Source organism: Prosthecobacter sp. (assembly GCF_049294395.1).
In the GTDB taxonomy this organism is placed as follows: Bacteria; Verrucomicrobiota; Verrucomicrobiia; order Verrucomicrobiales; family Verrucomicrobiaceae; genus Prosthecobacter.
On sequence record NZ_JBAQCR010000243.1, the window covers coordinates 25,497 to 48,498 of the forward strand.

The 23,002-nt window shown below is 59.3% G+C and carries 24 protein-coding genes; 9 read left to right on the top strand and 15 right to left on the bottom strand.

What is annotated here, in order from left to right; genetic code table 11:
• Positions 1 to 19 precede the first annotated feature (19 nt).
• Positions 20 to 1,312 carry an AI-2E family transporter gene (locus tag WAW39_RS16805; protein ID WP_422320340.1) on the bottom strand — a complete coding sequence of 431 codons (1,293 nt, stop codon included), beginning with the start codon at positions 1,310 to 1,312 and terminating at the stop codon, positions 20 to 22.
• A gap of 101 nt (positions 1,313 to 1,413) precedes the next feature.
• Here WAW39_RS16805 and WAW39_RS16810 point away from each other — a divergent pair, with 101 nt between their 5' ends.
• The 5 genes from WAW39_RS16810 (at position 1,414) to WAW39_RS16830 (ending at position 7,107) form a co-directional block, all read left to right on the top strand.
• Positions 1,414 to 1,869 (top strand): pyridoxamine 5'-phosphate oxidase family protein, encoded by a 456-nt coding sequence (locus WAW39_RS16810; protein ID WP_422320341.1) that lies wholly within the window; start codon positions 1,414 to 1,416, stop codon positions 1,867 to 1,869.
• A 327-nt stretch (positions 1,870 to 2,196) separates the two neighbouring features.
• Positions 2,197 to 3,660 carry a PhoH family protein gene (locus WAW39_RS16815; protein WP_422320342.1) on the top strand — a complete coding sequence of 488 codons (1,464 nt, stop codon included), beginning with the start codon at positions 2,197 to 2,199 and terminating at the stop codon, positions 3,658 to 3,660.
• A gap of 147 nt (positions 3,661 to 3,807) precedes the next feature.
• A complete protein-coding gene (locus WAW39_RS16820; protein ID WP_397380669.1) occupies positions 3,808 to 4,083 on the top strand; it encodes an EF-hand domain-containing protein in 276 nt (91 codons plus the stop codon).
• Positions 4,084 to 4,301: 218 nt separating this feature from the next.
• Positions 4,302 to 4,607 carry an EF-hand domain-containing protein gene (locus WAW39_RS16825; RefSeq protein ID WP_422320343.1) on the top strand — a complete coding sequence of 102 codons (306 nt, stop codon included), beginning with the start codon at positions 4,302 to 4,304 and terminating at the stop codon, positions 4,605 to 4,607.
• Between the two features lie 148 nt (positions 4,608 to 4,755).
• On the top strand, positions 4,756 to 7,107 hold the full coding sequence (locus tag WAW39_RS16830; protein WP_422320344.1) for a PSD1 and planctomycete cytochrome C domain-containing protein: 2,352 nt from the start codon (positions 4,756 to 4,758) through the stop codon (positions 7,105 to 7,107).
• A gap of 27 nt (positions 7,108 to 7,134) precedes the next feature.
• On the opposite strand, the gene WAW39_RS16835 is transcribed toward WAW39_RS16830, so the two are convergent.
• The 13 genes from WAW39_RS16835 to WAW39_RS16895 form a co-directional block, all read right to left on the bottom strand.
• The gene (locus tag WAW39_RS16835) at positions 7,135 to 7,596 is read right to left on the bottom strand and encodes a DUF5069 domain-containing protein (protein ID WP_422320345.1); all 462 of its coding nucleotides are present in this window, start codon (positions 7,594 to 7,596) and stop codon (positions 7,135 to 7,137) included.
• A 73-nt stretch (positions 7,597 to 7,669) separates the two neighbouring features.
• Complete coding sequence (locus WAW39_RS16840) at positions 7,670 to 8,281, bottom strand: hypothetical protein (protein ID WP_422320346.1); 612 nt, start codon at positions 8,279 to 8,281, stop codon at positions 7,670 to 7,672.
• A gap of 155 nt (positions 8,282 to 8,436) precedes the next feature.
• A complete protein-coding gene (locus WAW39_RS16845) occupies positions 8,437 to 9,018 on the bottom strand; it encodes a hypothetical protein (protein ID WP_422320347.1) in 582 nt (193 codons plus the stop codon).
• Positions 9,015 to 10,232, bottom strand: a complete 1,218-nt coding sequence (locus WAW39_RS16850; protein WP_422320348.1) for a hypothetical protein — start codon at positions 10,230 to 10,232, stop codon at positions 9,015 to 9,017. Before WAW39_RS16850 ends, WAW39_RS16845 begins: the two co-directional genes overlap by 4 nt.
• Positions 10,216 to 11,247 (bottom strand): general secretion pathway protein GspK, encoded by a 1,032-nt coding sequence (locus tag WAW39_RS16855; protein WP_422320349.1) that lies wholly within the window; start codon positions 11,245 to 11,247, stop codon positions 10,216 to 10,218. The genes WAW39_RS16850 and WAW39_RS16855 overlap by 17 nt, the downstream gene beginning before the upstream one ends.
• Entirely contained in the window at positions 11,244 to 11,912 is a 669-nt protein-coding gene (locus WAW39_RS16860) for a prepilin-type N-terminal cleavage/methylation domain-containing protein (protein WP_422320350.1), read from the bottom strand. The genes WAW39_RS16855 and WAW39_RS16860 overlap by 4 nt, the downstream gene beginning before the upstream one ends.
• Positions 11,884 to 12,297, bottom strand: coding sequence for a PulJ/GspJ family protein (locus WAW39_RS16865; protein WP_422320351.1), 414 nt, complete (start codon positions 12,295 to 12,297; stop codon positions 11,884 to 11,886). The genes WAW39_RS16860 and WAW39_RS16865 overlap by 29 nt, the downstream gene beginning before the upstream one ends.
• Complete coding sequence (locus tag WAW39_RS16870; RefSeq protein ID WP_422320352.1) at positions 12,294 to 12,794, bottom strand: pilus assembly FimT family protein; 501 nt, start codon at positions 12,792 to 12,794, stop codon at positions 12,294 to 12,296. The genes WAW39_RS16865 and WAW39_RS16870 overlap by 4 nt, the downstream gene beginning before the upstream one ends.
• A 13-nt stretch (positions 12,795 to 12,807) precedes the next feature.
• A complete protein-coding gene (gene gspG / locus WAW39_RS16875; RefSeq protein ID WP_422320353.1) occupies positions 12,808 to 13,245 on the bottom strand; it encodes a type II secretion system major pseudopilin GspG in 438 nt (145 codons plus the stop codon).
• A gap of 28 nt (positions 13,246 to 13,273) precedes the next feature.
• On the bottom strand, positions 13,274 to 14,527 hold the full coding sequence (locus tag WAW39_RS16880; RefSeq protein WP_422320354.1) for a type II secretion system F family protein: 1,254 nt from the start codon (positions 14,525 to 14,527) through the stop codon (positions 13,274 to 13,276).
• A 3-nt stretch (positions 14,528 to 14,530) separates the two neighbouring features.
• A complete protein-coding gene (locus WAW39_RS16885) occupies positions 14,531 to 16,300 on the bottom strand; it encodes a GspE/PulE family protein (protein ID WP_422320355.1) in 1,770 nt (589 codons plus the stop codon).
• Between the two features lie 165 nt (positions 16,301 to 16,465).
• Complete coding sequence (locus WAW39_RS16890; protein WP_422320356.1) at positions 16,466 to 17,518, bottom strand: peroxiredoxin family protein; 1,053 nt, start codon at positions 17,516 to 17,518, stop codon at positions 16,466 to 16,468.
• Between the two features lie 6 nt (positions 17,519 to 17,524).
• Complete coding sequence (locus tag WAW39_RS16895) at positions 17,525 to 18,592, bottom strand: CAP domain-containing protein (protein ID WP_422320357.1); 1,068 nt, start codon at positions 18,590 to 18,592, stop codon at positions 17,525 to 17,527.
• 219 nt (positions 18,593 to 18,811) lie between these two features.
• On the opposite strand from WAW39_RS16895, the gene WAW39_RS16900 reads away from it, so the two are divergent.
• The 4 genes from WAW39_RS16900 to WAW39_RS16915 are packed head-to-tail and all read left to right on the top strand — an operon-like array spanning position 18,812 to position 21,539.
• The gene (locus tag WAW39_RS16900) at positions 18,812 to 19,465 is read left to right on the top strand and encodes a hypothetical protein (RefSeq protein WP_422320358.1); all 654 of its coding nucleotides are present in this window, start codon (positions 18,812 to 18,814) and stop codon (positions 19,463 to 19,465) included.
• Entirely contained in the window at positions 19,465 to 19,767 is a 303-nt protein-coding gene (locus tag WAW39_RS16905; protein ID WP_422320359.1) for a transcriptional regulator, read from the top strand. Before WAW39_RS16900 ends, WAW39_RS16905 begins: the two co-directional genes overlap by 1 nt.
• Before the next feature lie 48 nt (positions 19,768 to 19,815).
• Positions 19,816 to 20,712, top strand: a complete 897-nt coding sequence (gene ispH / locus WAW39_RS16910; RefSeq protein ID WP_422320360.1) for a 4-hydroxy-3-methylbut-2-enyl diphosphate reductase — start codon at positions 19,816 to 19,818, stop codon at positions 20,710 to 20,712.
• 20 nt (positions 20,713 to 20,732) lie between these two features.
• Positions 20,733 to 21,539, top strand: coding sequence for a hypothetical protein (locus tag WAW39_RS16915; RefSeq protein WP_422320361.1), 807 nt, complete (start codon positions 20,733 to 20,735; stop codon positions 21,537 to 21,539).
• Here the strand turns inward: WAW39_RS16915 and WAW39_RS16920 are convergent.
• A complete protein-coding gene (locus WAW39_RS16920) occupies positions 21,461 to 22,999 on the bottom strand; it encodes a GTPase domain-containing protein (RefSeq protein ID WP_422320362.1) in 1,539 nt (512 codons plus the stop codon). The genes WAW39_RS16915 and WAW39_RS16920 overlap by 79 nt on opposite strands.
• Positions 23,000 to 23,002: the final 3 nt, after the last annotated feature.

The following is a 23,002-nucleotide window of genomic DNA, read 5'->3' on the forward strand; positions in this document are numbered from 1 at the left end:
AGGAGATTGCTGATTGTGATCATACCGTCACCGCCTGCTCACGTCTGGAGCCGCCGATCGTCTGCGGAGCAATGCGCGCGCGCCACACGTAGCGCTGGAAGAGCACCTTGACCGAAGCCGTGAGAGGCACCGCCAGAATGGCACCGAGCAGACCGCCCAGCAACAGGCCCCACACAAACACGGAGACGATGACCGTCATGGGGTGCAGCCCGACGGCTTCACCGACGATGCGCGGAGTGATGAACAAAGCATCCACCTGCTGCACCAGAGCGAAGACACCGGTCACCACAAGCGGCATGACCCACCAAGGGTCCGCAGAAATCCACGCGCTGCCTCCCTGCACGGAGGCGATGATCACCGCCGGGATCCAGCAGAGGATGATGCCCAGATACGGGATGATGCCAGCCAGACAGAGCGCCAGACCGATGAGCAGACCAAAGTCCAGCCCCACGATCATCAGCCCGATGCCGGTGGCGATGCCATTGATCACACTGACAAAGAGCTGGCCACGGAAGAAGGCGACGAGGTAGCTGTTGATCTCGTTCAGGCAGCTTACCAGCTCGTCTTTGAAGGCCGAGGCCCTCAGTGGCAGGTAGTCTGACCACCGTTCCTGAATATTGGCGCTCTCAATCAGGAAATAGTAGAGGTACAAAGGCACGATGATGAAGGAGAGCAGAAAGCCAAAGACTCCGAGAAAGCCGCCCACACTGGTTCGGAGGAAGGTCCAGACGATGCCGGGGACTTTGGGCAGCGTGGTCTTCACCCAGTCACCCCGTAACAAGGCCTGAAAATCTGCGTCAGGTGCATCGTTGCCCTCTTTAACTGACGGCGTTGCCCCCTGCCCTGCAGGTGCTGCTTCAGATGAAGGAGCAGGAGTTACGGTCGAGTCTGTGCGGGGCAGCAGCTTGATGTCGTAGTCCTTTTCGATCTTCGCTGAAAAGTCGATCACCGCTTTTTGTGCCTTGGCATAATAGACAGGCACGCGGTCTGCCAGATGGTGGGCGGGGTCGTCCAGTTTCACCACGATCCACCAGCCCAGACCTCCCATGGCCAGCGTGAACACCGCGAAGGCCAGCAGCACGGAACGCTGACGGTTTAGGCCCCGGCGCTCCAGCCACTCCACGCCGGGCTCCAGCAGGTAGGCGAGAACGCCTGCCACAGCGAAAGGTACGAGAATGGGCTGCAGAAAGGCCATCACCTGCGTCGCGAGATAGATCAGCCCAATGGCCAGCGCGCCGATGACGGTGATCGACACGGCGGTGATGGCTGCCCATAACGCATTGCGCTGAAAGACGGTGGGAAGATTCTTCATAGGGGAGAATGGTGCGCAGACTAGCTGGGCACTGCCGTTTGGGTACTCCAAAGATAGCCGCAAATTGGACAGCTTAATCTCACTGCGTATCGTCACCCACCATGTCCCGCCCTCAGCCCCAGCCTGTAGATCCCGCCGAACTGCCGCAACTTGCGCAGGCCACCATGCGTGCCGCGAAGTTTCCCATGCTGGCCACGGTGGATGGAGATCAGCCACGGCTGCGCCCAGTTTCACCGGTGCGCACGGACGGCTTCACGGTCTATGTCGCCAATTTGCGCCGCTATGGCAAGACGCACGAACTGGCGTGCAATCCGAAGGCTGAATTGTGTTACAAGGATGATCAGGACAATCAGGTGCGAATCACCGCCGTAGCCGAGATCGTCACGGAGAGGCCTCTTCTGGAGGAAATCTGGGGTGCCAATCCTTTGCTGCGTGCCTATCTCGGCAGCATCGACAATCCCGAGTTGATCATCTACCGCTTTGTTCCAAACCAAGTGCGCTACATGCGGGAGTGGGCCTTGGAGTATTTTGAAGTGCCCTTTTCGGCACATTCATAAAGTTGATACACACGTTGGCCTGAGCTGTGCGTTCATGGGGTGGTAGAAACGTGCCCCCAACTGTGAATAACTTCGTCTTTGTGAATAAGTTCTTGCCAGCCACTGCACGTTCTGACACTCTTCAGCAATTACCGTGATTCATTCAAAAAATCACATTTCGGGATCGGTACGTTTGGCTCTCCCCCGCGCCAACGAAAAGCTGTCCCCGCCTTTTTCAACGCAGGCAACCACTACACCCACTAAAACACCATGGACCGTGACGACCACCCAGCATCGGTAATCTCTTCTGTCATTTCCACCCGCGCTTCTGACCCTGGTCCTGTTTCTGTGAATTCTGCCTCCCCCTCCCGCCGCCGCCGCGCCAGCACCCCGACCGCCACCAAGACTTTCGTTCTCGACACCAACGTCCTGCTGCACGATCCCGCCTGCATTCACCGCTTTGCCGAGCATCACATCTGCATTCCTGTGGATGTTCTCAGCGAACTGGACCGCTTCAAAAACGAGATGACGGAACGCGGCTCCAACGCCCGCGAAGTGCATCGGGCGCTGATGAAAATTTTCTCCAACAAGGGCGCGTCCGTCACCACAGGGGTGCCGACTGATGGCGGTGGCAGCATCCGCGTGGCTGTCTATGATCCTGCTGAGGCGCGCAAGCACGCCAGCGTGCAGGGATTTGAGCGTATTTTCCACGATCTGGACAAAGCCGATCACCGCATCCTGGCCTGCACGCTCTGGCTGAGTGAGCAGGTTTCACCACCGGTCATTCTCGTCAGCAAAGATCTCAACATGCAGCTCAAGGCACGCGCCGTGGGCATCGAGTGCGAAGATTACCTGCATGATAAAGTGGAGCCGCGTGAGGTGGCGAACTTTGACATCGCCCGTGTGGAAGTCAGCCAGCATGAGCTGCAGCGCTTCGCGAGCAGCGGCTGCCTTTCCGTGCCAGAAACCCGCACCGTGGGAATGGTAGTGAACGACTACGCCCTGCTCACCGCCGGAGACAAAGCCACCATGCCTGCGAAACTGAGCACCAATGGTGAATTCGTCCGCCTGCACCACACGCCGGAGTCGATCAAGGTCGGTCAGGGCCGTGCCATCAAGCCGATGAATCTGGGTCAGGCCTGTTTCTTGGATGCCCTGCTTGATCCTGAGATCAGCCTCGTCACCTGCTACGGTCAGGCTGGCACTGGCAAGACATTGCTCGCGGTCGCAGCCGCACTGCAGCAGGTATTTAACCGCACCTACCACGGTGTCACGGTGAGCCGTCCCATCGTTGCGATGGGGCAGACTGTGGGTTTCCTGCCCGGATCTTTGCAGGAAAAAATGCGGCCTTGGCTGCAGCCCGTCTATGACGCGCTGGATCTCCTGATGCGGCCCATGGAGGGCACGCAGCAGGGCCCGGCCCGCAAAAAGAACCGCTTCATGCCCGAGCCGCAGCAGCAGATGGCAGCACCTGCCGCGCCGTATGACCCGCTCATTCAGCAGGGTGTCATCGAAGTGGAGGCGCTCTGCTACATCCGTGGTCGCAGCATTCCAGATCGCTTCTTCATCCTGGATGAAGCGCAGCAGCTCACGCCGCTGGAGGCCAAGACGATCGTCACCCGCATGTCTCGCGGCTCCAAGCTCGTCCTCGTCGGTGATCCGGCGCAGATCGACAATCCTTACGTGGACAGCCGCAGCAACGGTCTGGTGTACACACGCCAGCGCATGCGCGGGCAGACGTTTGCGGCGCACGTTCCTCTGGTCAAAGGTGAACGCAGCGCCCTGGCGGAAGCGGCGGCGCGCTTGCTATAGGCTGTATTCATTACAGAAAATTGCACTTAGAAAATTCCTCTGAGAATTTTTGAAATGGAATGATCGCCGCGTCGTTTAACACGCCACGCGCCGGACTGGGCCTCCCAAAATCCAGCGCTCATTATCCACAACCCAATATCAACTCACATGAAAGTTATCACCTCATTCCTGGCCATTCTTGCAATCTCCGCCGTCACCTCCTTCGGAGCTGATGCCCCCAAGAAGCCCAAGATGACGCCAGAAGAAATGTTCACCAAGAAGGACGCCGACAAAGACGGCAAAGTCAGCAAGGAGGAATTCCTCAAGGGTGCCAAGGACGCAGCCAAGGCCGAGGCGTCGTTCACCGCCAAAGACAAGGACAAGGACGGATCTCTTTCCAAGGAAGAGTTCACTGCTGCTCCCAAGAAAAAGAAGGCCGCCTGATCCGAGCTTTGCTCTGACCTGAAAAGTCACCACGCCGCACCCGCTCCGCGCGAGTGCGGCGTTTTGATGTCTGCATCAGGGGGGGCCTGATGCTGTTCTCAAAAAACAGTGTTCATTTATCGAAACCAAACGGGCATCTTCTCGTTTAACACGGCAAGCGCCGGACTGGGACATCCAGAATTCCACGCCCTTACATCAACAACCCAACATCGACCTACATGAAAGTTATTACCTCGCTCCTCGCCATCCTGTCGCTCTCCGCAGTCACCTCCTTCGCCGCTGAAGGTGATGCCCCCAAGAAGCCAGAAGGCGACAAGGGCAAGCCCAAGATGAATCCTGAAGAAATGATGAAACGGCTCGACACCGACAAAGACGGCAAAGTTTCCAAGGCGGAATTTCTGGCTTCTCCGAATGCCAAGAAGGACGAAGCCAAGGCCACCGAGCGCTTCGGCAAGATGGACAAGAACAGCGATGGCTCCCTCACACTGGAAGAACTCACCCCGAAGAAAAAGAAGAACGCCTGAGCCGTCTGACTCTCTGACTTCCACCAGTCATCAAGGCCGCACCCGCCCCGCGCGAGTGCGGCTTTTTTGTGGATGCGTTTGCCAGAAGGCGGAAGAAGCCCCCTGCCCGCCAACGTACCTTCTGTCTGTCCTGCTTTTTCTTTTTCGAATGCTTCGCTGCACCTTCATCACATTCCTGCTCTGCACTGCCGCCAGCCATGCGGCGGTGGACTACACCACGCAGATCAAACCGCTGCTGCAGCAGCACTGCGTGAAATGCCACGGTGCGACCACGCAGAAATCCCAGCTCAAGCTCGACACCGCCACGGGTGCGCGCACCGGCGGCAAGCATGGCTCTGCATTGCCCGATCTTCTTGTGCAGGTCGTCTCTGGGACTCACGCTGAAATCCCGCAGATGCCCTACAAGCGCGGCCCGCTGGATTCTGCACAGATTGCGCTCATCGGGCAGTGGGTTGCTGAAGGCGCACACGCGCCCGCTGAGGAAACTCCGAGCGATGACCGGCACTGGGCCTTCATCGCGCCGGTCAAAGCACCGCTGCCGCAGAGTGACACCAAGCATCCCATTGATGCCTTCATTCGCGCGAGTCTCAGCAAGGCAGGGCTGGAGCCCTCGCCTCCTGCGGCACCTGCCACACTCATCCGCCGTCTCCATCTGGATCTCACTGGCCTGCCGCCGACGCCTGCTGAAGTGGCTGCTTTTCTCAAACAGCCGGCATCAAACACTGAGGAACTCGTAACAAGGCTGCTCGCCTCCAAACACTATGGCGAACGCTGGGGCCGCTGGTGGCTTGATCAGGCGCGCTATGGCGACAGCAATGGCTACAGCATCGACGCCCCGCGCAGCATGTGGCCGTATCGCGACTACGTCGTCAACGCCTTGAACCAGGACAAGCCCTTCGACCACTTCACGCTGGAACAACTCGCCGGAGACATGCTGCCGAAGCCTTCGCGCGAGCAACTTATCGCCACGGGTTTCCATCGCAACACGCAGATCAATCAGGAGGGCGGCATCGACAAAGAGCAGTTCCGCATCGAGAGCATTTTTGATCGCGTGGCCACCACCGGCACGGTCTGGCTGGGACTGACCATCGGCTGCGCGCAGTGCCACGATCATAAGTTTGATCCCATCAGCCAGCGCGAATACTACCAGATCTTCGCCTTCCTCAACAACCAGGAGGAGCCCACTCTGCCCGTGCCTGATCCGGGACAGGATCTCGACAAGCTGAAGGCCGAGCACACGCAGGTGCTCAAGCAGATCGATGCGCACATCAAGGCAAGAATCGCCGTGCTGCAGGAGTGGGAAAAGACCCTGGGTGACCAGTCCAAGAAGCTGGTCGATGCCGAGGCGCTCAAGTCTCTGGCCAAGCCCGCCGCCAAACGTGCCGCCGCTGATCAACGCATTCTTTTCAAAGCCATGACCGGCACGTCTGACAGCGTCTTCAATCCGCTCTACGACCGGCACCTTGAACTCGACAACATCTTCAAGAACGGCACCACCACCCTGGTGATGAAGGAGCTGCCGCAGCCGCGCAAAACGACGCTTTTCATCAAAGGGGATTTCACCCGGCCGTCCGATGAAGTCCAGCCCGGCGTCCTCGCCGTGCTGCCGCCGCTGCCCGAAGGGGCCAAGGCTGACCGCCTCGCCCTCGCACGATGGCTCATTGATCCGAAGAACCCGCTCACCGCACGCGTCATTGTGAACCGCGTCTGGCAGCAGTACTTTGGGCGCGGCCTCGTCTCGACGGAAAATGATTTCGGCACCATGGGCCGCCTGCCCACCCACCCCGAACTCCTCGACTGGCTCGCGGTCGATTTCATGGAGCACGGCTGGAGCCTGAAGCACCTGCACAAGCTCATCGTCACCAGTGCGACGTATCAGCAGGCTTCCACGATTCGGCCTACATCAGCTCGCATGGATCCCAACAATGACCTGCTCTGGCGGCAGAACCGCCTGCGGCTGGATGCGGAAGTCGTACGTGATGTCTGCCTCGCCGCCAGCGGCCTTCTCTCGCCCAAGATGGGTGGAGCGCCCGTTTATCCACCGATTCCTGAGGGCGTCATGTCATTGGGGCAGGTCAAACGTGCCTGGCCGCTCAGCAAAGGCAGCGACCGCTACCGGCGCGGCATTTACACCTTCATCTTCCGGGCCACTCCGCCGCCTGCCCTCAGTGTCTTTGATGCTCCCGACGGCTTCAGCACCTGCACACGCCGCATCCGCAGCAACACACCGCTGCAGGCCCTCACCCTGCTCAATGACAGCGCCTATGTGGAGTTCGCGCAGGCTCTGGCCGCACGCCTGATCAAGGAAGCCAAAGGCGACGATGCCCGCATCTCTCACGCCTGCCAGCTCTGCCTCTCCCGCCCGCCACTGGAAAACGAACGAAAGGCTCTCACGCGCCTGCTTGCCGCCGAACGTCAAGCGAAGGCCACTGAGGTTCAAGCCTGGCAGGCGGTGGCCCGAGTGATGCTGAATCTGGACGAAACCATCACGCGGGAGTAGCAACAGACGCGGTCACCTGGCCATTCCTCAAATGCTCTCCCAAGCACGCTCGCCCACAGGGTCGCGACCTTCATCATACTCGATGTGGTCGATGAGGGTCTCGATGGGCTTGCCGCTGAGGCCGCTGTCTTGAATGCGCTGGGGGAGCACGGCGGAGCGTTCGTCACGCCAGCCGAGTTTGGCGATGAAGCGGTTCCACATGTGGCACTCCTCATCTGTGCGGACGATGCCGCTGGCATGCACCCAGTTCAGGATTTCCTCGTCGGTGCCGCCTTCGAGGACGCGTGCCTGGAGCGCTGAATAAGGGATGCCGAGGAAACGGCAGCAACGACCGTCGAGAGTGTAAAACTGCGTGTCACCCAGCTGTGCCGTATAATCGGCCGGAAGTTTGTCTGCAGCGTGCAGACGGATCTTGTCGAGCATGCGACCAAAATAGATGAGGCGGCCAACCTTGGCGTAGCAACTGCGAAGACCTGGAACGTGGGGCATGAGGGCACTCTTCTCCATCAGACCGCCGTTTGGCAAGCCATGATGGCGGATCTCCTATGTCCTTTTGTCTTCCTCAAGGCGGCGGCAGCGGCACATCATTGATCCGTGGCGCAGCAGGTCTGGGCGCACCACCGGGGACCGGAGTGGATGGCGGGGGAAGAATCGGATTGGGTGGCAGTCCAGTTTGAACAGGCGGGGTGTTCATGTTTCGACGCTGCTGCATACCCATGCCTTGATTCGGTGCAGCAGGCTGCTGCGTGGGAATGGCACTCCTGACCTCGACGGGTGGTGCGGCGGAGAGATCGGCAAAACTGATCCAGCCGGCCTGATCCCCCTTCTGCAATTGAATGCGGGTCTTGTCCACGCTCTCGCCAGGTTTGACCGCGCGGATCTTGATGCCCATCTCGTTTTCTGAACCGATGCGCGCCTCCATGACCTGAGAAGTGGTGCGATCCACCAGCACGGCGACGACACCGCCATCGATCTCATAGATGCCGGAGAGGCTGAGGTTGTCGGCAAAATTAGGCCCCGTGGGTGCATCGGGTGAAGGCAGATCCTTGGTGGTGAAGATGGAACGCTCCCATAGAGGGGCGAAGTGCTGCAGTTTTGGAAACGGCACGGGTGGGGCGTCTTTCTTCTGTGGCTCCTGGGTATACCCGACTACGGAAAGCAACAGCCACAGCATGCAGCTCACAGTAAACGCGTGAGCGTTCTGGAGTGCGTCGGTCCTGCGGCGCTTTCGAACGTCGCATAGCCTGCGAAAAGCTCCAGAGGACTGGAGCACTCCAGGACGCTGGCGCGCATCATCGACGCTCATGGAATGGAAATGAGATTTCATGGCTAGTTTGCTTTGCTGACCTTGGGGGCCGATTTTTCACGGTAGAACTGGGTGAACTCGACTTCGGCATTGATGGTCTTGTTGGTGCCGCTGGGATTGATCTGCATGCGGGTGATGCCAAGGAAGCTCTGCGGCTGCTGCAGCGCATGGAGCCAGCCGAAGAAGGCCTGCTCCTGAATGCCTGCGAGGGTGATCTTCACGGTGGCCTTGTCAAAGTAACCGAGGTTTTCCTCCAATGGCAGACCATCAGGCCCCAGCACGCGCACGGCTTCGATGAATTCCTTGCCGCCGATGCTGATGCCCTTTTTTTCCGCCTCGCCAGTGATGAGTTCCAGCAGCTTGGCAGAAGCCTCCTGCCGGCTGGTGAAGTTTGGACAGTGCTCCTCAAGCCAGCCGTACTTGTCCGCCCAATCCGCGCCCTGCGAGATGGCGAGGTTCATATCGGCGAGACGGTCGCGAAGGGTGTCGTTCTCCTCGCGGATGGCCGTGTAGTTGTTGAAGGCATACATGAGCCCGCCACCGCCGATGATGGCGAGGAACAGGAAGGCGAAGACGCCTAGCAGCACTTTCTCACTCTTCTTCATTCGCCGGGCCCTCCCTTCATCTCAAAGCTGGCGCTGCCGTCGCTGGCAAAGGCTGGCGGCGGCCCGTTCAAAGCGAAAGGAGCGAGTGCTTCGATCGACTTGAGATCCTGGGTGTACTTGAACGCCAGGGTAGCGTCGGGCATGCGCCCGCGCAGGCTCATGCGCTCCGGTGTCCATTCCCAATGCGTGATGGAAACTTCCTTGGATGATTCAGGCTCCATGAGGTGCAGCAGAACCTGCTGCGGCCAGGTGGTGGGATCCACGGCAGGCGCAACTTCCTGCCACGCTTTTTTGTGATCCATGACCCGCGAGGCACGCGGCGTGAGAACGGCAACCTTTTCACGCAGCAGGTTGCGCTCCTGCAAGGCCAGCGATGTTAGCGTGGCGACGAGTGCAATGGCCGCGGCGATCACCGTTCCGGCCGCCAGCGCCATGAAGCGTGTCTTTGCGCGGCGCGTCTGGCTTAGACGCTCGGCAGTAACATCCTGCGGCATGAGCAGGCTGGAGCCACGCTCAGGCATGGTGGGTGCCGGCATGTCGCAGCGGTAGGCGGCCAAACCGGTGACGCGCTGAATCTGCGTGATGTCGCCCTCGTCAATCCACAGCACGATGCTTTCCAGCCTGCCGAGCACGCCCTGAAAACCGAGCTGAAGGCAGATGTTGTTGAGCTCTGCGAGTGCATTTCCATCCAGTTTGTTCGCGGAGAGCGGGGTGCAATAGATCAACTGCGATCCGCTGGTGATGGCGACGACGAGACGCCCCAGCTCACGGAAAATCGTGAGGCTGTTTTGCACCATCGGATAGCACAGAGCATGCAGCGTGACTTCATCCGGCAGCCGTGCGGTGTCGGTAAGCGGCGATGGCAGGTCCTTGAGCGCGAGGATGCGCGTGAGATACGCGCCTTCCTTTCCCTGCATGTTGCGCACCTGCACCGTGGATTCCTCGTCCTCGGCTTTGATGCCCATGCGTTCGAGATGCAGCAGCGCCATGCTGCGCAAATGCTCGGGCTGCCCCTTGAGCCAGGCGGGCAGTGCCCAGAAATGAACGGAGGGAAGTGCGAGAACCCGACGCTGGGCGTCCTTGCCAAATCTGGCACCTTCGGCGTTTTGCTCGGCGTGCAGCAGGCATGAGGCACCCTCCGCACCCATCCAGCTTTGCCAGACTTGTGCGCCAGGGAGCAGCAGCTCGCAGGGAGGTTTACGTGTTTTTGCCATGGGCGGGGATTTCACCACGCCAGACGGCCTTGCCGTCCTGCGTGATGAGGATGAGTTTGCGTTGCAGAGGTCCGAGGGAGCCGACACTTTCGATGCGGCGAATGGGACCGGCGAATTGAATCCATTGAGTGAGCTGCTGAAGGATCTGCGGCTGATAGACGCCCAGCAACTGCGCCACCTGCGGCACGCTGCTGAGCCGCACATCATCCTGCGTGTGCAGCGCGCCATCGCGTCCGGCACGCAGCGTGAGCAGCGGCTGAATGCGCTCCAGCGGCAGATCGGCCAGCAATGCGATGAGCTCCGGACGGGCGTCATTTATATCTACGCGGCCATCGCCAAAAACGGTGAACCACTCGCGCCAGTCAGGCCTTTCAACGTTGACGATATCCATGCCGCGCACGAGCAGCATTTCCTCAACTTCTTTGAACGGGCGATTGAACGGCATGCCCTCGAAGCCCATCTTCTCGTAATCACGCTTTTCAGCGCCGTTGAGACTGACATTGGTGTCTGCATCGCCCCAGTCCTTCAGCGCATCGCACAGGGCTGAGACAAACTGCTCCTTGAAGCCCCAGCTGGTGAACAAGCGGCGCAGCAGGACCTTGTCACCGGTCTGGATAAGATGGTTGGCGTTCAGCCGCGCCTCCTCGGCGACGAGCTTGACGTTGTAGCCGCCGCCATCGTCCGCATTGAAGTGCAGAAGAGGATCGTCCTCCCGCATGACGGGATGACGTGCCACCTCGATGCCCATCTCTGCATAACGTTTGGCAAAAATACGCCCGCGCATCATGCGCGTGTACTGCGAGTCTGCCTGCAAAGACTTCGCTCCTGCAAACATGACCATCCCGAGAATCGCGATCATCCAGAACACCACGATGAGTGCGGAGCCGCGCTGCAAGGATGCCTGACGAAGAGCATAAGACGAAGGAATGACAAAGCCCGAACGACGAGTGTGGACTTCCTGACGGGCAGCACTGCCCATCATTCTGTCTTCGGTCGTTGGAGGTTCATTCTTCATTGTGGCGGTGGTGCCTGCGGCACGCTGACCTGAGCCAGGTCGTTCGCGATCCAAAACGTGTACTCGTGCTCACGCGGGTCGGCGGTGAAAGCAAACTTGAGCTTCATGAAGAGCGGCGGCTGCGGGCGTTTCTTCGGATCCCAGCTGGTGTACCATTTCTTTTCCTCCGGCTCATAGAACTGCCACTGCATCTGCTTGAGCCCGTCGAGGATCGGCAGTTCGGCGATGAGGTTGTATTCTCCCGGCGTGCGGGCCTTGGGGTTGAGCTTGAAGTGGCGCACCACGAGGCTCAGGTCTTTGGTCTCCCGATTGCGCACGACGCCAAACTCAACGGCATCGGCGAGCTTCAAATGACGCTCCCAGGCGAAGGGCATGTGGCCTCCGGCGATGAACATATTGCCCGAGGCACCACGCGCGACTTTTTCCAATCCGGCGCTGAGCTGGATGCCGGGTTCCATGGTTTCAAGATAGTCACGCCACTGGGTGACGAAGTTGCTGATGCGGGTCTCGGCCACGCGAGCGGTGCTCATGGATTTGCCCAACTGCATGGCACCGTTGGCCACGCCATAGACAGCGCTCAGGATGAAGCCGATGAGCGCCATGGCCATAATGACTTCGAGCAGCGTGAACGCGGCCTTAGATCGGACTGTGGGGCGAATACACATAGGTTTCCATGCTGCGTTTCATGCGCCGCGTGCGCCCGTCATTGATCCATGCTTCGGCGCGGATGCGAAACATGTGGTCGAGTTTGACCTTGTCTTTGTTGATGAGTTCAACCTTCTCGATCGTAGCGCTGGCGTCGATGTGATCAGCGGTGGGATTGAAGGAGATGCTGGCGGCTTTGAACTCGGGCTGATGCGCCACTTCCGCGAGGACCGACTCCAGCACACGCAGCACCTGTGCCTCCTGGCGCGCGGAGGTGGAGGCCTTGGCGATCTGCTCAATCGCGCGCGTCATGCTGACGGCCACGAGCGAGAACAACGCGAGGGCGAGAATGATTTCGAACAAGGCGAAACCATGTGCAGAGGAGGATGTGCGGGTGTGTTTCATCCTTTGACCTGAATGGATTTGCGTTTTGCGCAGGCGGTGAGCGGATCGAAGCCGATCTCGATCTGTCCCGCAGGGCCGCTGATGCGAACCTCGATGGGTTCGCAGATGCCGCTAGGACTGAACTCCCAAGCCTCGCCGCGTTTCGGTTTGCGGAAGGCGGCTTCGCCATAACGGCGCACCTGCAGCATGCCGCTGAACTCATCGCTCGTGCCGAACGCACCGGCGGAAAGTTCCATGCGTACTGTCTGCTGGCTGTTGAGCGCCTGCAGCATGTTTTGCCGGGCGGTGGTTTCGATCATGGCCGCCGCACGCCGCAGCTTGTCTTCAGCGCGCACGCCGGAGATGCTGACGGTGGCAATGCCAATGATCAGCAGGGTGATCGACATCGCGACGATGATCTCCAGCAGGGTGAAGCCTGCTGCGCGGGAATGACTAACACCACGCTGAGCTTTCAGCGTGGTTTGCACGGTCTTGGTGATGGACTGGCAATTCGTCATTCTCGTTTTGTCGTTATTGATCCCAGCTGCCGATGTCGTCAGCGTTGTCGGCAACTCCATCCGGACCGGCCGAGTAGACATCGAAGCCTGTCTTGTCCTTCACGCCGGGGCGGCGGTAGTGGTAGGCGTTGCCCCAAGGGTCGATGGGCAGCTTCTTGAGCTTCGGACTCCAGCTTTGCGGAGCAGGGCGGCTGGTGGGTTTTTCAACTAAAGAGGAGAGTCCTTGCTCAGTGGTGGGCAGGAACATGTTGTCCACTTCATAGGCACGCAGCGCCGAGGTGATGCTGCTGATGTTGCCCTTTGCGGTGGTTTTTTTACCGCCTTCAAGCACACCGCCAAAATTGACGATGGCCGCGCCCACAAGGAGCGCCACGATGGCGAGCACGAGGATCATCTCGACGAGGGTGAAGCCGGACGTCGGGAGGCGTGGTTGGGTTTGGGTGTGTTTCATGAGGATGTGTGAATGAGAACCGGGGCGGCTATTTGTTGATGCTGGAAATGGTCTGGAAGATGGTGGTCATCATGAGGTAGGCCATGAGTCCGACCATGCCGGCCATGAGGCAGACGATGAGGGGCTGGATGAGCGCGGCGAGCGTGTCGATCTTCTTGCTGAGCTCGCGGTCAAAGCGCTCGGCGGCGCGTGCGAGGGCGGCAGGCATGTCTCCGGTTTGCTCGCCCACGTTCACCATGTCGATGAGCAGCGGGGGAAACTGAGCACTGCGGTCCAGCGCGCGGGAAAGCGCGACGCCTTCGCCCACATTGCGCATGACGCTTTCGAAGCCCTGCTGGAGGTAAGGATTGTCGATGGCCTGATGGGTGAGCTGCATGGCCTGCACCATGGTGAGGCCGTTGCCGAGCAAGTTGGCCATCGTCTCCAGAAACTGGACGTAGAAGCGTGCGCGAAAGATGCCGCCAAAGAGTGGGAGGCGAAGTTTGAAGTGCGCCCAAGGAATGGCCGACTCGGGGCGAGAGACCCATGCCTTGCCGAGAATGTAGGTGGCGATGCCGCCGAGAATGACCATCCACCAAGTGGCCTTGAAGGTGTCGCTGATCTTCAGGATGATCTGCGCTGCAAAGGGCAGCGAGCCACCGGTCGAATCCAACATCTCTGTGAGTTTCGGAATGAGATAAACGACGAACAGCAGGGTGACGGCAACAGCAGCGACGATGAGAAACGCGGGATAGAGCAGCGCGGAGAGCACCTTGGACTTCAGCGCCTGCAAGGAGCGCATGTACTGTGCCTGACGCTTGAGGATGGTGCTCAGCGAACCGCTGGCTTCACCCGCCGAGACGAGCGCGCAGAAAAGTTTGCCGAAGCTGGGACTCGTGGCCGCAATGGCCTTCGAGAACGCCATGCCATCACGCACTTTGCTGCGCAGGACGGTGGCGAGTGTTTTGATGCCGGAGAGTTCACGGCGGCGCTCCATGGTGGCGAGTGCCGGCTCAAGCTGGATGCCCGCACCGACGAGGTCGGAGAGTTCTTCGATGAAGAGCACGACCTGAGGCAGCTTGAGCTTGATGGGACCACCCGGGATGGTTTCAGCGGCTGCGGCACTCTGCTTGGCCTTGGCGGCAGAGCTTGCGGATGTTTTGGTGTCACCTGCCGCTTCGAGCTTGATGGGCTGAATTTTCTTTTTTCCCAGCAACGCAAACGCCTCGCTGCGATCCGACGCAGACAGCTCCCCGGTGATGACACCGGAAGGACCGTGAGCGCTGTAAACGAAGGTGGGCATGGGTTAGGCGGCTAAACGAGTGGAAGGCATGGAGGTCGTCTGCGGCGCGTGATTGCGATCGCTGGCGGCGGTGACGCTGAGGACTTCCTCGATGGTGGTTTCACCACTGAGCACTTTCTGGAAACCGTAACCGCGCATGGGGATGTAACCATCCTTGAGGGCCTGCTTGTGAAACTCGGCGGGATGCGCACGGCTGTTGATGAGGTGCTGCAGCGCATGGGTGACGAGGCAGACTTCATAGATGGAGAGCCGGCCCTGGAAGCCGCTGCCACGGCAGGCCTCACAACCCACGGCACGCATGATTTTGCCGGAGAGATGGGAGGGAAAGCCGATGGACTTGAGATAGCTCTCCTCCACCTCGGTGGGTGTTTTGCACACCGGGCAGAGTTTACGCACGAGACGCTGGGCAAAGAAGGCGCGCACAGCACTGGAGACAAGGAAGGGTTCCACGCCCATGTCGATGAGACGGGTGATGCCGCCGATGGCGTCATTCGTGTGAAGGGTGCTGAAGACGAGGTGACCGGTGAGAGCGGCGCGCACGGCGATCTCGGTGGTTTCGAGGTCGCGCATTTCTCCGATCATCACTACGTTTGGATCGCCGCGCAGAATGCTGCGCAGTCCTGCACCGAAGGTGAGGCCGATCTCGGGCTTCACCGCGATCTGCACGATGCCGGGCATCTTGTACTCCACCGGATCTTCGATTGTGACGATGCGACGATGCGTCTGATTGAGATCAGTGAGGAAGGCGTACAGCGTGGTGGATTTACCACTGCCGGTGGGACCGGTGATGAGGATGATGCCGTTGGGCAGTTTCAGCAATTCATCGACGACGGGACGGATGTTGTCGGTCAGGCCAAGGCGGTTCACGGTGACCTGCTGCTGCGCGAGGAGGCGCAGGCTGATGCTTTCGCCTTCGACCGAGGGAATGGTGGCCACGCGCACGTCGATGCCAAGGCCGTCGAGTTCGAGATTGATGCGGCCATCTTGCGGAAGACGCTTCTCGGCGATGTCGAGACGCGCCATGATCTTGAGGCGGGCGATCACCGAGGCCTGCAGTGACTTGATGTTCTCTGGCACCGGCAGTTCTTCGAGGCGGCCGTCAATGCGGTAGCGAATGCGCAGGCGATCCTGCTGCGGCTCCACGTGAATGTCCGTGGCGCGCTGTTCAAGACCACGGCGGATGATTTGATTCACGAAGCGAACCACCGAGGCTTCTTCGTCCTCGGGTTCATCGAGCACAGTGACTTCATCCTTCAAATCTTCCGCGCCCCAGTCGGCACGACCACGCAGGATTTTTTCAAACGTATCGGCACCCAGGCCGTAGAGTTTTTGCAGTCCTTCAACAATGCGGGTGCGCTGACCCACATGCCAGACGACAGGCATCGACAGACTCGCAGCCACACGCTGATGTGCCACGAGGCTGAGCGGATCAAACGTGGCGATGTGCAGCGTGCGCTCTGCCTCCGAGCCGTCATCGTTTTTCGTTTCTTCGGTGAACACGGGCAGCAAGCGATGACGCAAAGCAATCTCCGCTGGCAGCATGCGGCGCATCCCCTGCTCCGTCGGCTGATCCTCATCCTTCGGCTCCCACCATGGCAGGCTAAGAGTCTTGGCCAGGGCCGTCAGGAAATCACGCTCGCGCACGCCTTCACAATCCAGCACGGCATCCACAAAGGACGTCTGATTGAAGCACGCCTCTTCCACCGCCTGCCGCACAGCAGGAAGATCGGCACAACCCGAGTCTTTGAGGATCTGATCGATGAGTGGAAGCATGAGGACGGAGCGCCTAAATTCGGCCTTATAATACCGTATAATTATGGTTTTTCATAGAAATGGCAAGTTTTTAATACTTCTAAACCATTTAGAGAGCCGAAAAGTTGAGGTAACCCAAGCCTCGTTTGGCACGATTAGGGAGATCTACCCTATCCCGCCCGCCATCTATTTGGCAGCGGTGATCTGCGCCACCATCGCATCCAGCGACCCGTTTTTGATCGCGATCAGGCCCTTGGGGTCGATGAGATAAAGGGTGGGAAAGTTGCGCAGGTTGTAGAGGGTGGTGTTGGGGCCGCTACTGGTGTTGTCCAGCACGTTGCGGAAGCTGACCTGGTAATCGGCGAGTGCTTTTTTGGCCTCGGTCTCGATGTCGGTGTTCACACCGATCACGACGGCGTTCTTGTCTTTGAGCTGCGCGGCGGCCTGGTTCATCAGCGGCAGAGTGCCGTGGCAGGCATGGCACCAGCCGCCCCAGAAGATGACGATGACGTATTTGCCACGGTAGTCGCTGAGCTTGAAGCTCACACCATCGGCGTCTTTGCCCTCGATTTCCGGCGCTTCACACCCGACCTGCAGGCTGGTCATCTCAAAGAACATTTTGGCGACGGAATCCGAGAGCTTGAATCCTTGGATGGTGACATCCTCATAATCAGCGTAAAGCTGCTGAAAGCATTCAAGCGCCTTGCTCTTTGAAGCGGCGGCGGAGTCACGATCGGCAGAGGCGTCGAAGTTTTTAAAGTGGATGGCACCCAGAGCATAGAGCGCGGCGGCTTTTTCGTCACGATGCGTGTTCTTTTCGATCACAGCCTTCAGCACCGGCTCGGCAGGCAGACCGTGGTATTCGAGCTGCTTCACCGCTTCGGCGATGCCCGCGCGATCCGCAAAGGTGGTGCCGAGCATCTTCAGCGCTTCCTGCCCTTCGGGAAAACCCGCCGCGCCTGTCACGAGCCAGTTCACCCCTTTCACCACATCTGGCTGGTCCAGGTTTGCCTGCACGAGCTTCAGCATCTTGGTGGCATAAGGTCCGGCACTGGGAATGCTGGCGCGAAACTTGTTCTTCTCCTCCTCGGTGGTCGCGGCGATGAGCTTCTGCGTATTGGCACGCACTGAGTTCTCATATTCGTCAATGATCGCACGGATCTCCGTGGCCAGCGGTGCAGAGGGAGTCTGGGCCAGAATGGATGCAACGGACAGAAGCAGGAGGACGATGGATCTCATGGTGAATCAACAAAGAGTACGACGAGTGCGAAACAATAGAAACGGCAGGCCTGCTACCAGGCACAGCAGCAGACTCCCGGGTTCGGGAACAATCATAAACGACTCGTAAACATTGTCGGACACCATCACGTAAGCAGGACTTCCGGGGAGGCCATAATCTTCAACATGCTCGTTAAGGGTGAAGGTCTTGGCAGCAAGGCCGGTATCGGGAGCTTCCACGCGATAGACAACACCATTGCTCAGGCCGGTGAGCGTGATATTGAAACCGCCGGCGCTGTTGCTAAATCCGCTGGCCACGAGGATGCCAGTGGTGTCGTTGTAAACATTGATCGCCTCACCAGCCAATCCTTCCCCGGGCGTGTAAAAGGCGTCCGCCAAGATGGTGTCCTGATAAACTGAGCCTGTCAGAATGGCATCTGAAAAGTAGTTGATGCCATCATAGCGAAACTGCGAGGCCAGATGCTCGGTGATGACGTACGGCCCGATGGCTGTGGCATTGCTCCCCGGAATCGAGATGTCCTGGAAGCCGATGCCGATTTCCTTCATGCTTGCATCGAGCAGGAGATCGCGGTGTCCGGCCGGGTTCTGAATGCCGTTGCCATAACCGGCCGTTGCGCCATTGCCATCTCCCCAGTCGACCACGAATGCGGCATGCGAATGAAAGGGGGACTGCGCCGAGGCAAAAAGATTCTCGCCGGCATTCAACCAGTTGGCGCTGTAGCCGCCGTTGATGATGCGCTGGTCCAGGCTGTTCGTGTCCAGCGTGTGTGACTGCTGATCGGCAGTCACCATCAGGTTCGAATAGCTGGTGGCCGAGACATTCAAAGCGCTGCTCCATGCCAGCGGTGGAGCCGCAGTGAGACTGGAAAACTGCGTGGCCAAATCTGAGGCGCTGGTGCCAAAGAAGTTCAGTGCAAAGGCGATGCTGGGATCGTTCGACTTGGTGGGAGCCCACACACCTGGAGACGAAAAATTGACCAGCTTGGCCAGCTCACCCTGGGGATCACTGCGGAAACGATTGGTCAGTTCGAGCATGTACTGCTGCTCTGCCGTGGGATCTGCGCCCTCTGCCAATCCAGGCAGAAGAATGGCCGCACACAACAGTCCTGCGCACCAGCTTCGCCCAAAGTGGTGTGTCGTTTTGCGCAAAACTGACGCGGATTGATTCACTTCTCTTAACTTATGGTAATTATATTAAACTGCCAAGCCTGTTTCGTGTCGATCCGCAGAATCATCGCTTTGTGGCGCAAAGTTTTACTTGCGCCATTCACTTTGGCGCGCAAAGTGATTCACATGAGCACGACCGAAGCCGCCCTGGAGAACCTCCGCATCATTCGTTCCCTGATGGAAAAGGCGCATATCTACCGCGCCGTCTCTGCTCCTGCGGCGCTCACTGGCGGTGTGCTGGCACTCGTCGCCTCCGGATGGCCGGTATGGCACGCGGTGAAAATGCAAGGCGATGCCGTGATGTGTGACATGTGCTTCCTGCAAACCTGGCTCATCATTCTGGCCATCGCTTCAGCTTTGAATGTCTTCCTGTTGGCCAAAGAGGCCAAACGTCGCAACCAGCCCTTTGTCTCCGCCGGCATGCGCATGGCGCTGCGCGCCTTCGTTCCGCCGTTGCTTGTCGGCGGCAGTGTGGGCATTGGTTTGATCGTGTTCCTGCACAATCTCACCCTCGCCGCGCTGATCTGGGCGCTTTGCTACGGTCTGGCCCTGCTTAGCACCGCCAGCTTTTCGCCACGGTCGCTGGTGCGTCTTGGCTGGGCATTCGTCATCACGGGTCTGCTGACCTTCTTCGTCTGGGCTGCTTGCAGCGATGTGCGCCTGCTCTCCAGTGATCTTGGCCCAGCTTCTCTCGTCATGGGCCTCACCTTCGGCCTGCTGCATGTTGTTTATGCCCTGGCCGTGTTCCTCAGCGCCCAACCTGCGGAGGTGCAGCCGTAATGATCGACTTCGATCAAATCGACAAGCTCATTCACGAAAAGGGCCGCCTCTCCATCATGACGCTGCTCTCCACACGCGGCGAATGGGCCTTTCAGGATCTCAAAGCAGAGCTCAGCATGAGCGACGGCAACCTCATCTCCCACCTCCGCACCCTCGGCACGGCTGGGTACATCAAGGAAACCCGCGACGAATCCGGCACCCGCCCGCGCACCAGCTACGAACTCACCCCCGCCGGACGCGCGGCCTTTAAAGACTACGTCGAAGTGCTCGGCGAGATCGTCAAAGCCGCTCAGCAGACCTGACTTGCCGTTTTTTGCCCATTCACTTTGCCACACAAAGTTAACACCCTCATGAACATCATCCTCGCTCAACATCATGGCATGTGCTTCGGCGTCCGCGACGCCCTGCGCACCACCCACGCAGCCGCCCAGCGCGCGCCGCTCACCATCCTCGGTCAGCTCGTTCACAATCCATTGGTTGATCGCCATCTCGCCACCCTTGGTGCGCAGCGCGGTGAACTCGATGATTTAAACAGCGCCAGCACGCAGCAGGTCGCCATCACCGCTCATGGTGCTTCAGACCGACATCGACAGGCCTGGCAAAGTGCCGGTCACACCGTCATCGACACCACCTGCCCTCTTGTGAAGAAGGCGCATCACGCGCTCGCCATGCTGGTGAATGAAGGCTACCAGCCCATTGTTATCGGCCAGAGTCAGCACGTCGAGGTGCGTGGACTCATCGGCGATTTCCCTTCCGCCGTTGTTGTTCTTGAAGAAGCGGACCTTCATCGTGTGCCAGCTCATCCACGACTCGGCATCGTGTCACAAACCACGCAACCGCTCGAACTTGCCCTGCGTCTGGTGGATGCGATCAAGCGGCGGCATTGCAGGTCCGAAGTACGTTTCGTCGACACGATCTGCCATCCCACCAAGCAGCGCCAGACAGCCATGGATGATCTGCTGCGCGACTGCGATCACATCGTTGTCATCGGTGGACGCAACAGCAACAACACGCGGCAGCTCGTGCAAAAAGCCGCCGCACACGGCGTGCCTGCGATCCAAATCGAAGGCCCCGGAGAACTCGATCCCGCCTGGTTTGGCAAAGCCCGCAACGTGGGCGTCACCGCAGGCACCTCCACCCTGGATGAAACGGTGGATGCCGTCATGCAACGACTGCGCCAGATCGCCGCCGAAATGCGCAGCAACCCTGTCCATGAATTCCTCCGCTCCATGCTTCACGCCGCCTAACCCACCCACCAACCCTCCTTATGAACACCCAACATTGGATCAGCCACTTCGAAGCCAACACCCGCCTCAATCATGAGCTGCAACTGCCGGACACCGCATGCGATCTGCCCGAGCATGTGCGCAGCTCCCTTGCCCGCTCCATTGCCATTTTCCAGCTGGGGGAAAGTGGGGGAGGCACACGTTTGCGCCGCTACACCCGCAGCATCGCCTCGCTGGAACATCTGAAGGGCTATCAGCGCGCCGTTGACCTCTTCGTTGCCGAGGAGCAAAGCCACGCCGCGCTGCTGGCACGCACCGTGAAACATCTGCGCGGCACCTTGCTGCAAAAGCAATGGACCAATTCCATCTTCCGCTGGATGCGCGATCTGGTGAACCTCGAGTTCAACATCCAAGTGCTGCTCACGGCGGAACTCATCGCCGAAGTCTATTTCGGCCAGCTTTCCCTGCGTTGCAGCGATCCTGTCGTGCAAACGGTCGCCAAAAAGCTCCTGCGCGATGAGATGGGCCATCTCTCCTTCCAGCGTGATTTCCTGTTTGAACGTCTCAATGCACTCACTCCAGCCATGCAGCGTCTCTGGCGCTGGCAGTTCCAAGCCATTCACTTCGCGACCGCCTGCGTCGTCTCGTGGGATCACCGCGACTGCCTGCGCAGTTTGAATGTCACTCCCGCCAACTTCCGCTCCCGTGCCCTGCGCTGCTGGCAGAGCTTCCAGTCACGACTGGAACGCCGATTGCATGAGCACGAATCTCACATCCGCCACGACGAAGGATCAACACCCGGATACAGCCGCTCCAGCAACGCCACCATGCAGTCTCCGGTGAGCTGACGGGACTGGCGTGAAAGCGCCGCGGGCTGAGTGTCTTTTTGCACACCACATTTCCACAGATGATCCAGCGCATCGGAGTGCAGATCGGTCACTTCATCCACGACTTCCTGCCAGTGCTGCGGCTGCGCGCTTTCCTTCCATTCACCGCGACCACGGCCAAAATGGCAGATGGCCAGGTAGGTGAGAAAGGCCAGTTTGACCTGCTCACGAAAATGCTCGCGTGACCAGCGAAGGCGCTGGTCACTGCCACGCACGAGATTGTAGCTGCGAATCAAAGCATAGGCACCAATGCCGGATGCCAGCCCGCCCAGCAGCGCACCACCACCGAAGGTCATGCCGCCCAGTTTGAGATCGGCAATGAGTCCGCCCATGGCACCGCCGGCGAAACTTCCCAGCACACCCCAGATGTTTTCAGAGACGGCCTGAGGCAGATGAAAATGCTCGCGCGCGATCTCGTTGAGCTCATGGCCAGCCTGACCTTTCAGACCATGGGCTTCGATCAAATTGTTCGTCGTCTGCTCGGTGCGGTCCGCCAGCTGTGTGGCCAGTTTTTGGCGCGCTTCGTTATACTCGCGGTTCAGGTCATCGCGCTGCCATCCCACGCGTTCCAGCAGCGTTTCAGAGCGCACATCCACGCCATCAAACAGCGCGGCGGTGAGCTGCTCCGAGATGAGGCGCACCGAAGCTTGAAACACCTCCACATTGCGCTGCGCCCAGGCTCGTTTGATCTGCAGGAAGGTCGGAATTTTGGAGCCCTGCATCAGGGGGGCCAGGGAATCCATGAGGATGTCCTCCTGCACCCAGCAGCGGGCAAAGGCATCCAGCGTCAGCACTTCGCGCACGATCTCAAACTGCTTCAAATGCGTCCGCCAGGATTCCAGCTCCGCAGCTTCCATGGATGAACTCCCCGGAAGCCCGGTCTGATTCAGCAGCACTACCACGGGTTTTTCCACCCAGCTGAGGATTTCCATCTCAGGCCCGATGTAGGCGGCAGCCTCGGGCGGTTCGGCGGCATTGACGAGATAGAGCACCACGTCCGCTTCATCACGCACATTTTTCAGCGCCTGCTGGCTGCACCACAGGGGCCGGTCGGTGATGCGGTCCCAGGTCTGCGAGAGAAACCAGAGCACGGGGCTGCGCTCGCGCTGAAGGCGCTTCAACAGCCGCGCACTGTCACCAAAGCCCGGGGTGTCCCACAGACGCAACATGAAGCCGCCTGTTTCGAGCAGCGTGTGCGATTCATTGAAAAGGGTGACATGCGGCGCATCCTTCACCTCTCCCACATCACGGCGCAGCAGCGTGCGGGCGAGGGTCGTCTTGCCCGCGTTCGTGTGCGAAATGAGGCTCAGCGTGACGATGTCTGAGGCATCACGCACATTCAGTTCCGCCGACTGTCGGTCAGAGGAGCTGGCAGTTTTGGTTCTGGAAAAAAGAGCGGGCACGAGAGACGAAAACTTCATGAA

Coding starts and splice junctions, on each gene's coding strand:
- WAW39_RS16805 (WP_422320340.1), bottom strand. CDS start 1,312: ATGAAGAATCTTCCCACCGTCTTTCAGCGCAATGCGTTATGGGCAGCC.
- WAW39_RS16810 (WP_422320341.1), top strand. CDS start 1,414: ATGTCCCGCCCTCAGCCCCAGCCTGTAGATCCCGCCGAACTGCCGCAA.
- WAW39_RS16820 (WP_397380669.1), top strand. CDS start 3,808: ATGAAAGTTATCACCTCATTCCTGGCCATTCTTGCAATCTCCGCCGTC.
- WAW39_RS16825 (WP_422320343.1), top strand. CDS start 4,302: ATGAAAGTTATTACCTCGCTCCTCGCCATCCTGTCGCTCTCCGCAGTC.
- WAW39_RS16830 (WP_422320344.1), top strand. CDS start 4,756: ATGCTTCGCTGCACCTTCATCACATTCCTGCTCTGCACTGCCGCCAGC.
- WAW39_RS16835 (WP_422320345.1), bottom strand. CDS start 7,596: ATGCCCCACGTTCCAGGTCTTCGCAGTTGCTACGCCAAGGTTGGCCGC.
- WAW39_RS16840 (WP_422320346.1), bottom strand. CDS start 8,281: ATGCTGTGGCTGTTGCTTTCCGTAGTCGGGTATACCCAGGAGCCACAG.
- WAW39_RS16845 (WP_422320347.1), bottom strand. CDS start 9,018: ATGAAGAAGAGTGAGAAAGTGCTGCTAGGCGTCTTCGCCTTCCTGTTC.
- WAW39_RS16850 (WP_422320348.1), bottom strand. CDS start 10,232: ATGGCAAAAACACGTAAACCTCCCTGCGAGCTGCTGCTCCCTGGCGCA.
- WAW39_RS16855 (WP_422320349.1), bottom strand. CDS start 11,247: ATGAAGAATGAACCTCCAACGACCGAAGACAGAATGATGGGCAGTGCT.
- WAW39_RS16860 (WP_422320350.1), bottom strand. CDS start 11,912: ATGTGTATTCGCCCCACAGTCCGATCTAAGGCCGCGTTCACGCTGCTC.
- WAW39_RS16865 (WP_422320351.1), bottom strand. CDS start 12,297: ATGAAACACACCCGCACATCCTCCTCTGCACATGGTTTCGCCTTGTTC.
- WAW39_RS16870 (WP_422320352.1), bottom strand. CDS start 12,794: ATGACGAATTGCCAGTCCATCACCAAGACCGTGCAAACCACGCTGAAA.
- gspG (WP_422320353.1), bottom strand. CDS start 13,245: ATGAAACACACCCAAACCCAACCACGCCTCCCGACGTCCGGCTTCACC.
- WAW39_RS16880 (WP_422320354.1), bottom strand. CDS start 14,527: ATGCCCACCTTCGTTTACAGCGCTCACGGTCCTTCCGGTGTCATCACC.
- WAW39_RS16885 (WP_422320355.1), bottom strand. CDS start 16,300: ATGCTTCCACTCATCGATCAGATCCTCAAAGACTCGGGTTGTGCCGAT.
- WAW39_RS16890 (WP_422320356.1), bottom strand. CDS start 17,518: ATGAGATCCATCGTCCTCCTGCTTCTGTCCGTTGCATCCATTCTGGCC.
- WAW39_RS16900 (WP_422320358.1), top strand. CDS start 18,812: ATGAGCACGACCGAAGCCGCCCTGGAGAACCTCCGCATCATTCGTTCC.
- WAW39_RS16905 (WP_422320359.1), top strand. CDS start 19,465: ATGATCGACTTCGATCAAATCGACAAGCTCATTCACGAAAAGGGCCGC.
- ispH (WP_422320360.1), top strand. CDS start 19,816: ATGAACATCATCCTCGCTCAACATCATGGCATGTGCTTCGGCGTCCGC.
- WAW39_RS16915 (WP_422320361.1), top strand. CDS start 20,733: ATGAACACCCAACATTGGATCAGCCACTTCGAAGCCAACACCCGCCTC.
- WAW39_RS16920 (WP_422320362.1), bottom strand. CDS start 22,999: ATGAAGTTTTCGTCTCTCGTGCCCGCTCTTTTTTCCAGAACCAAAACT.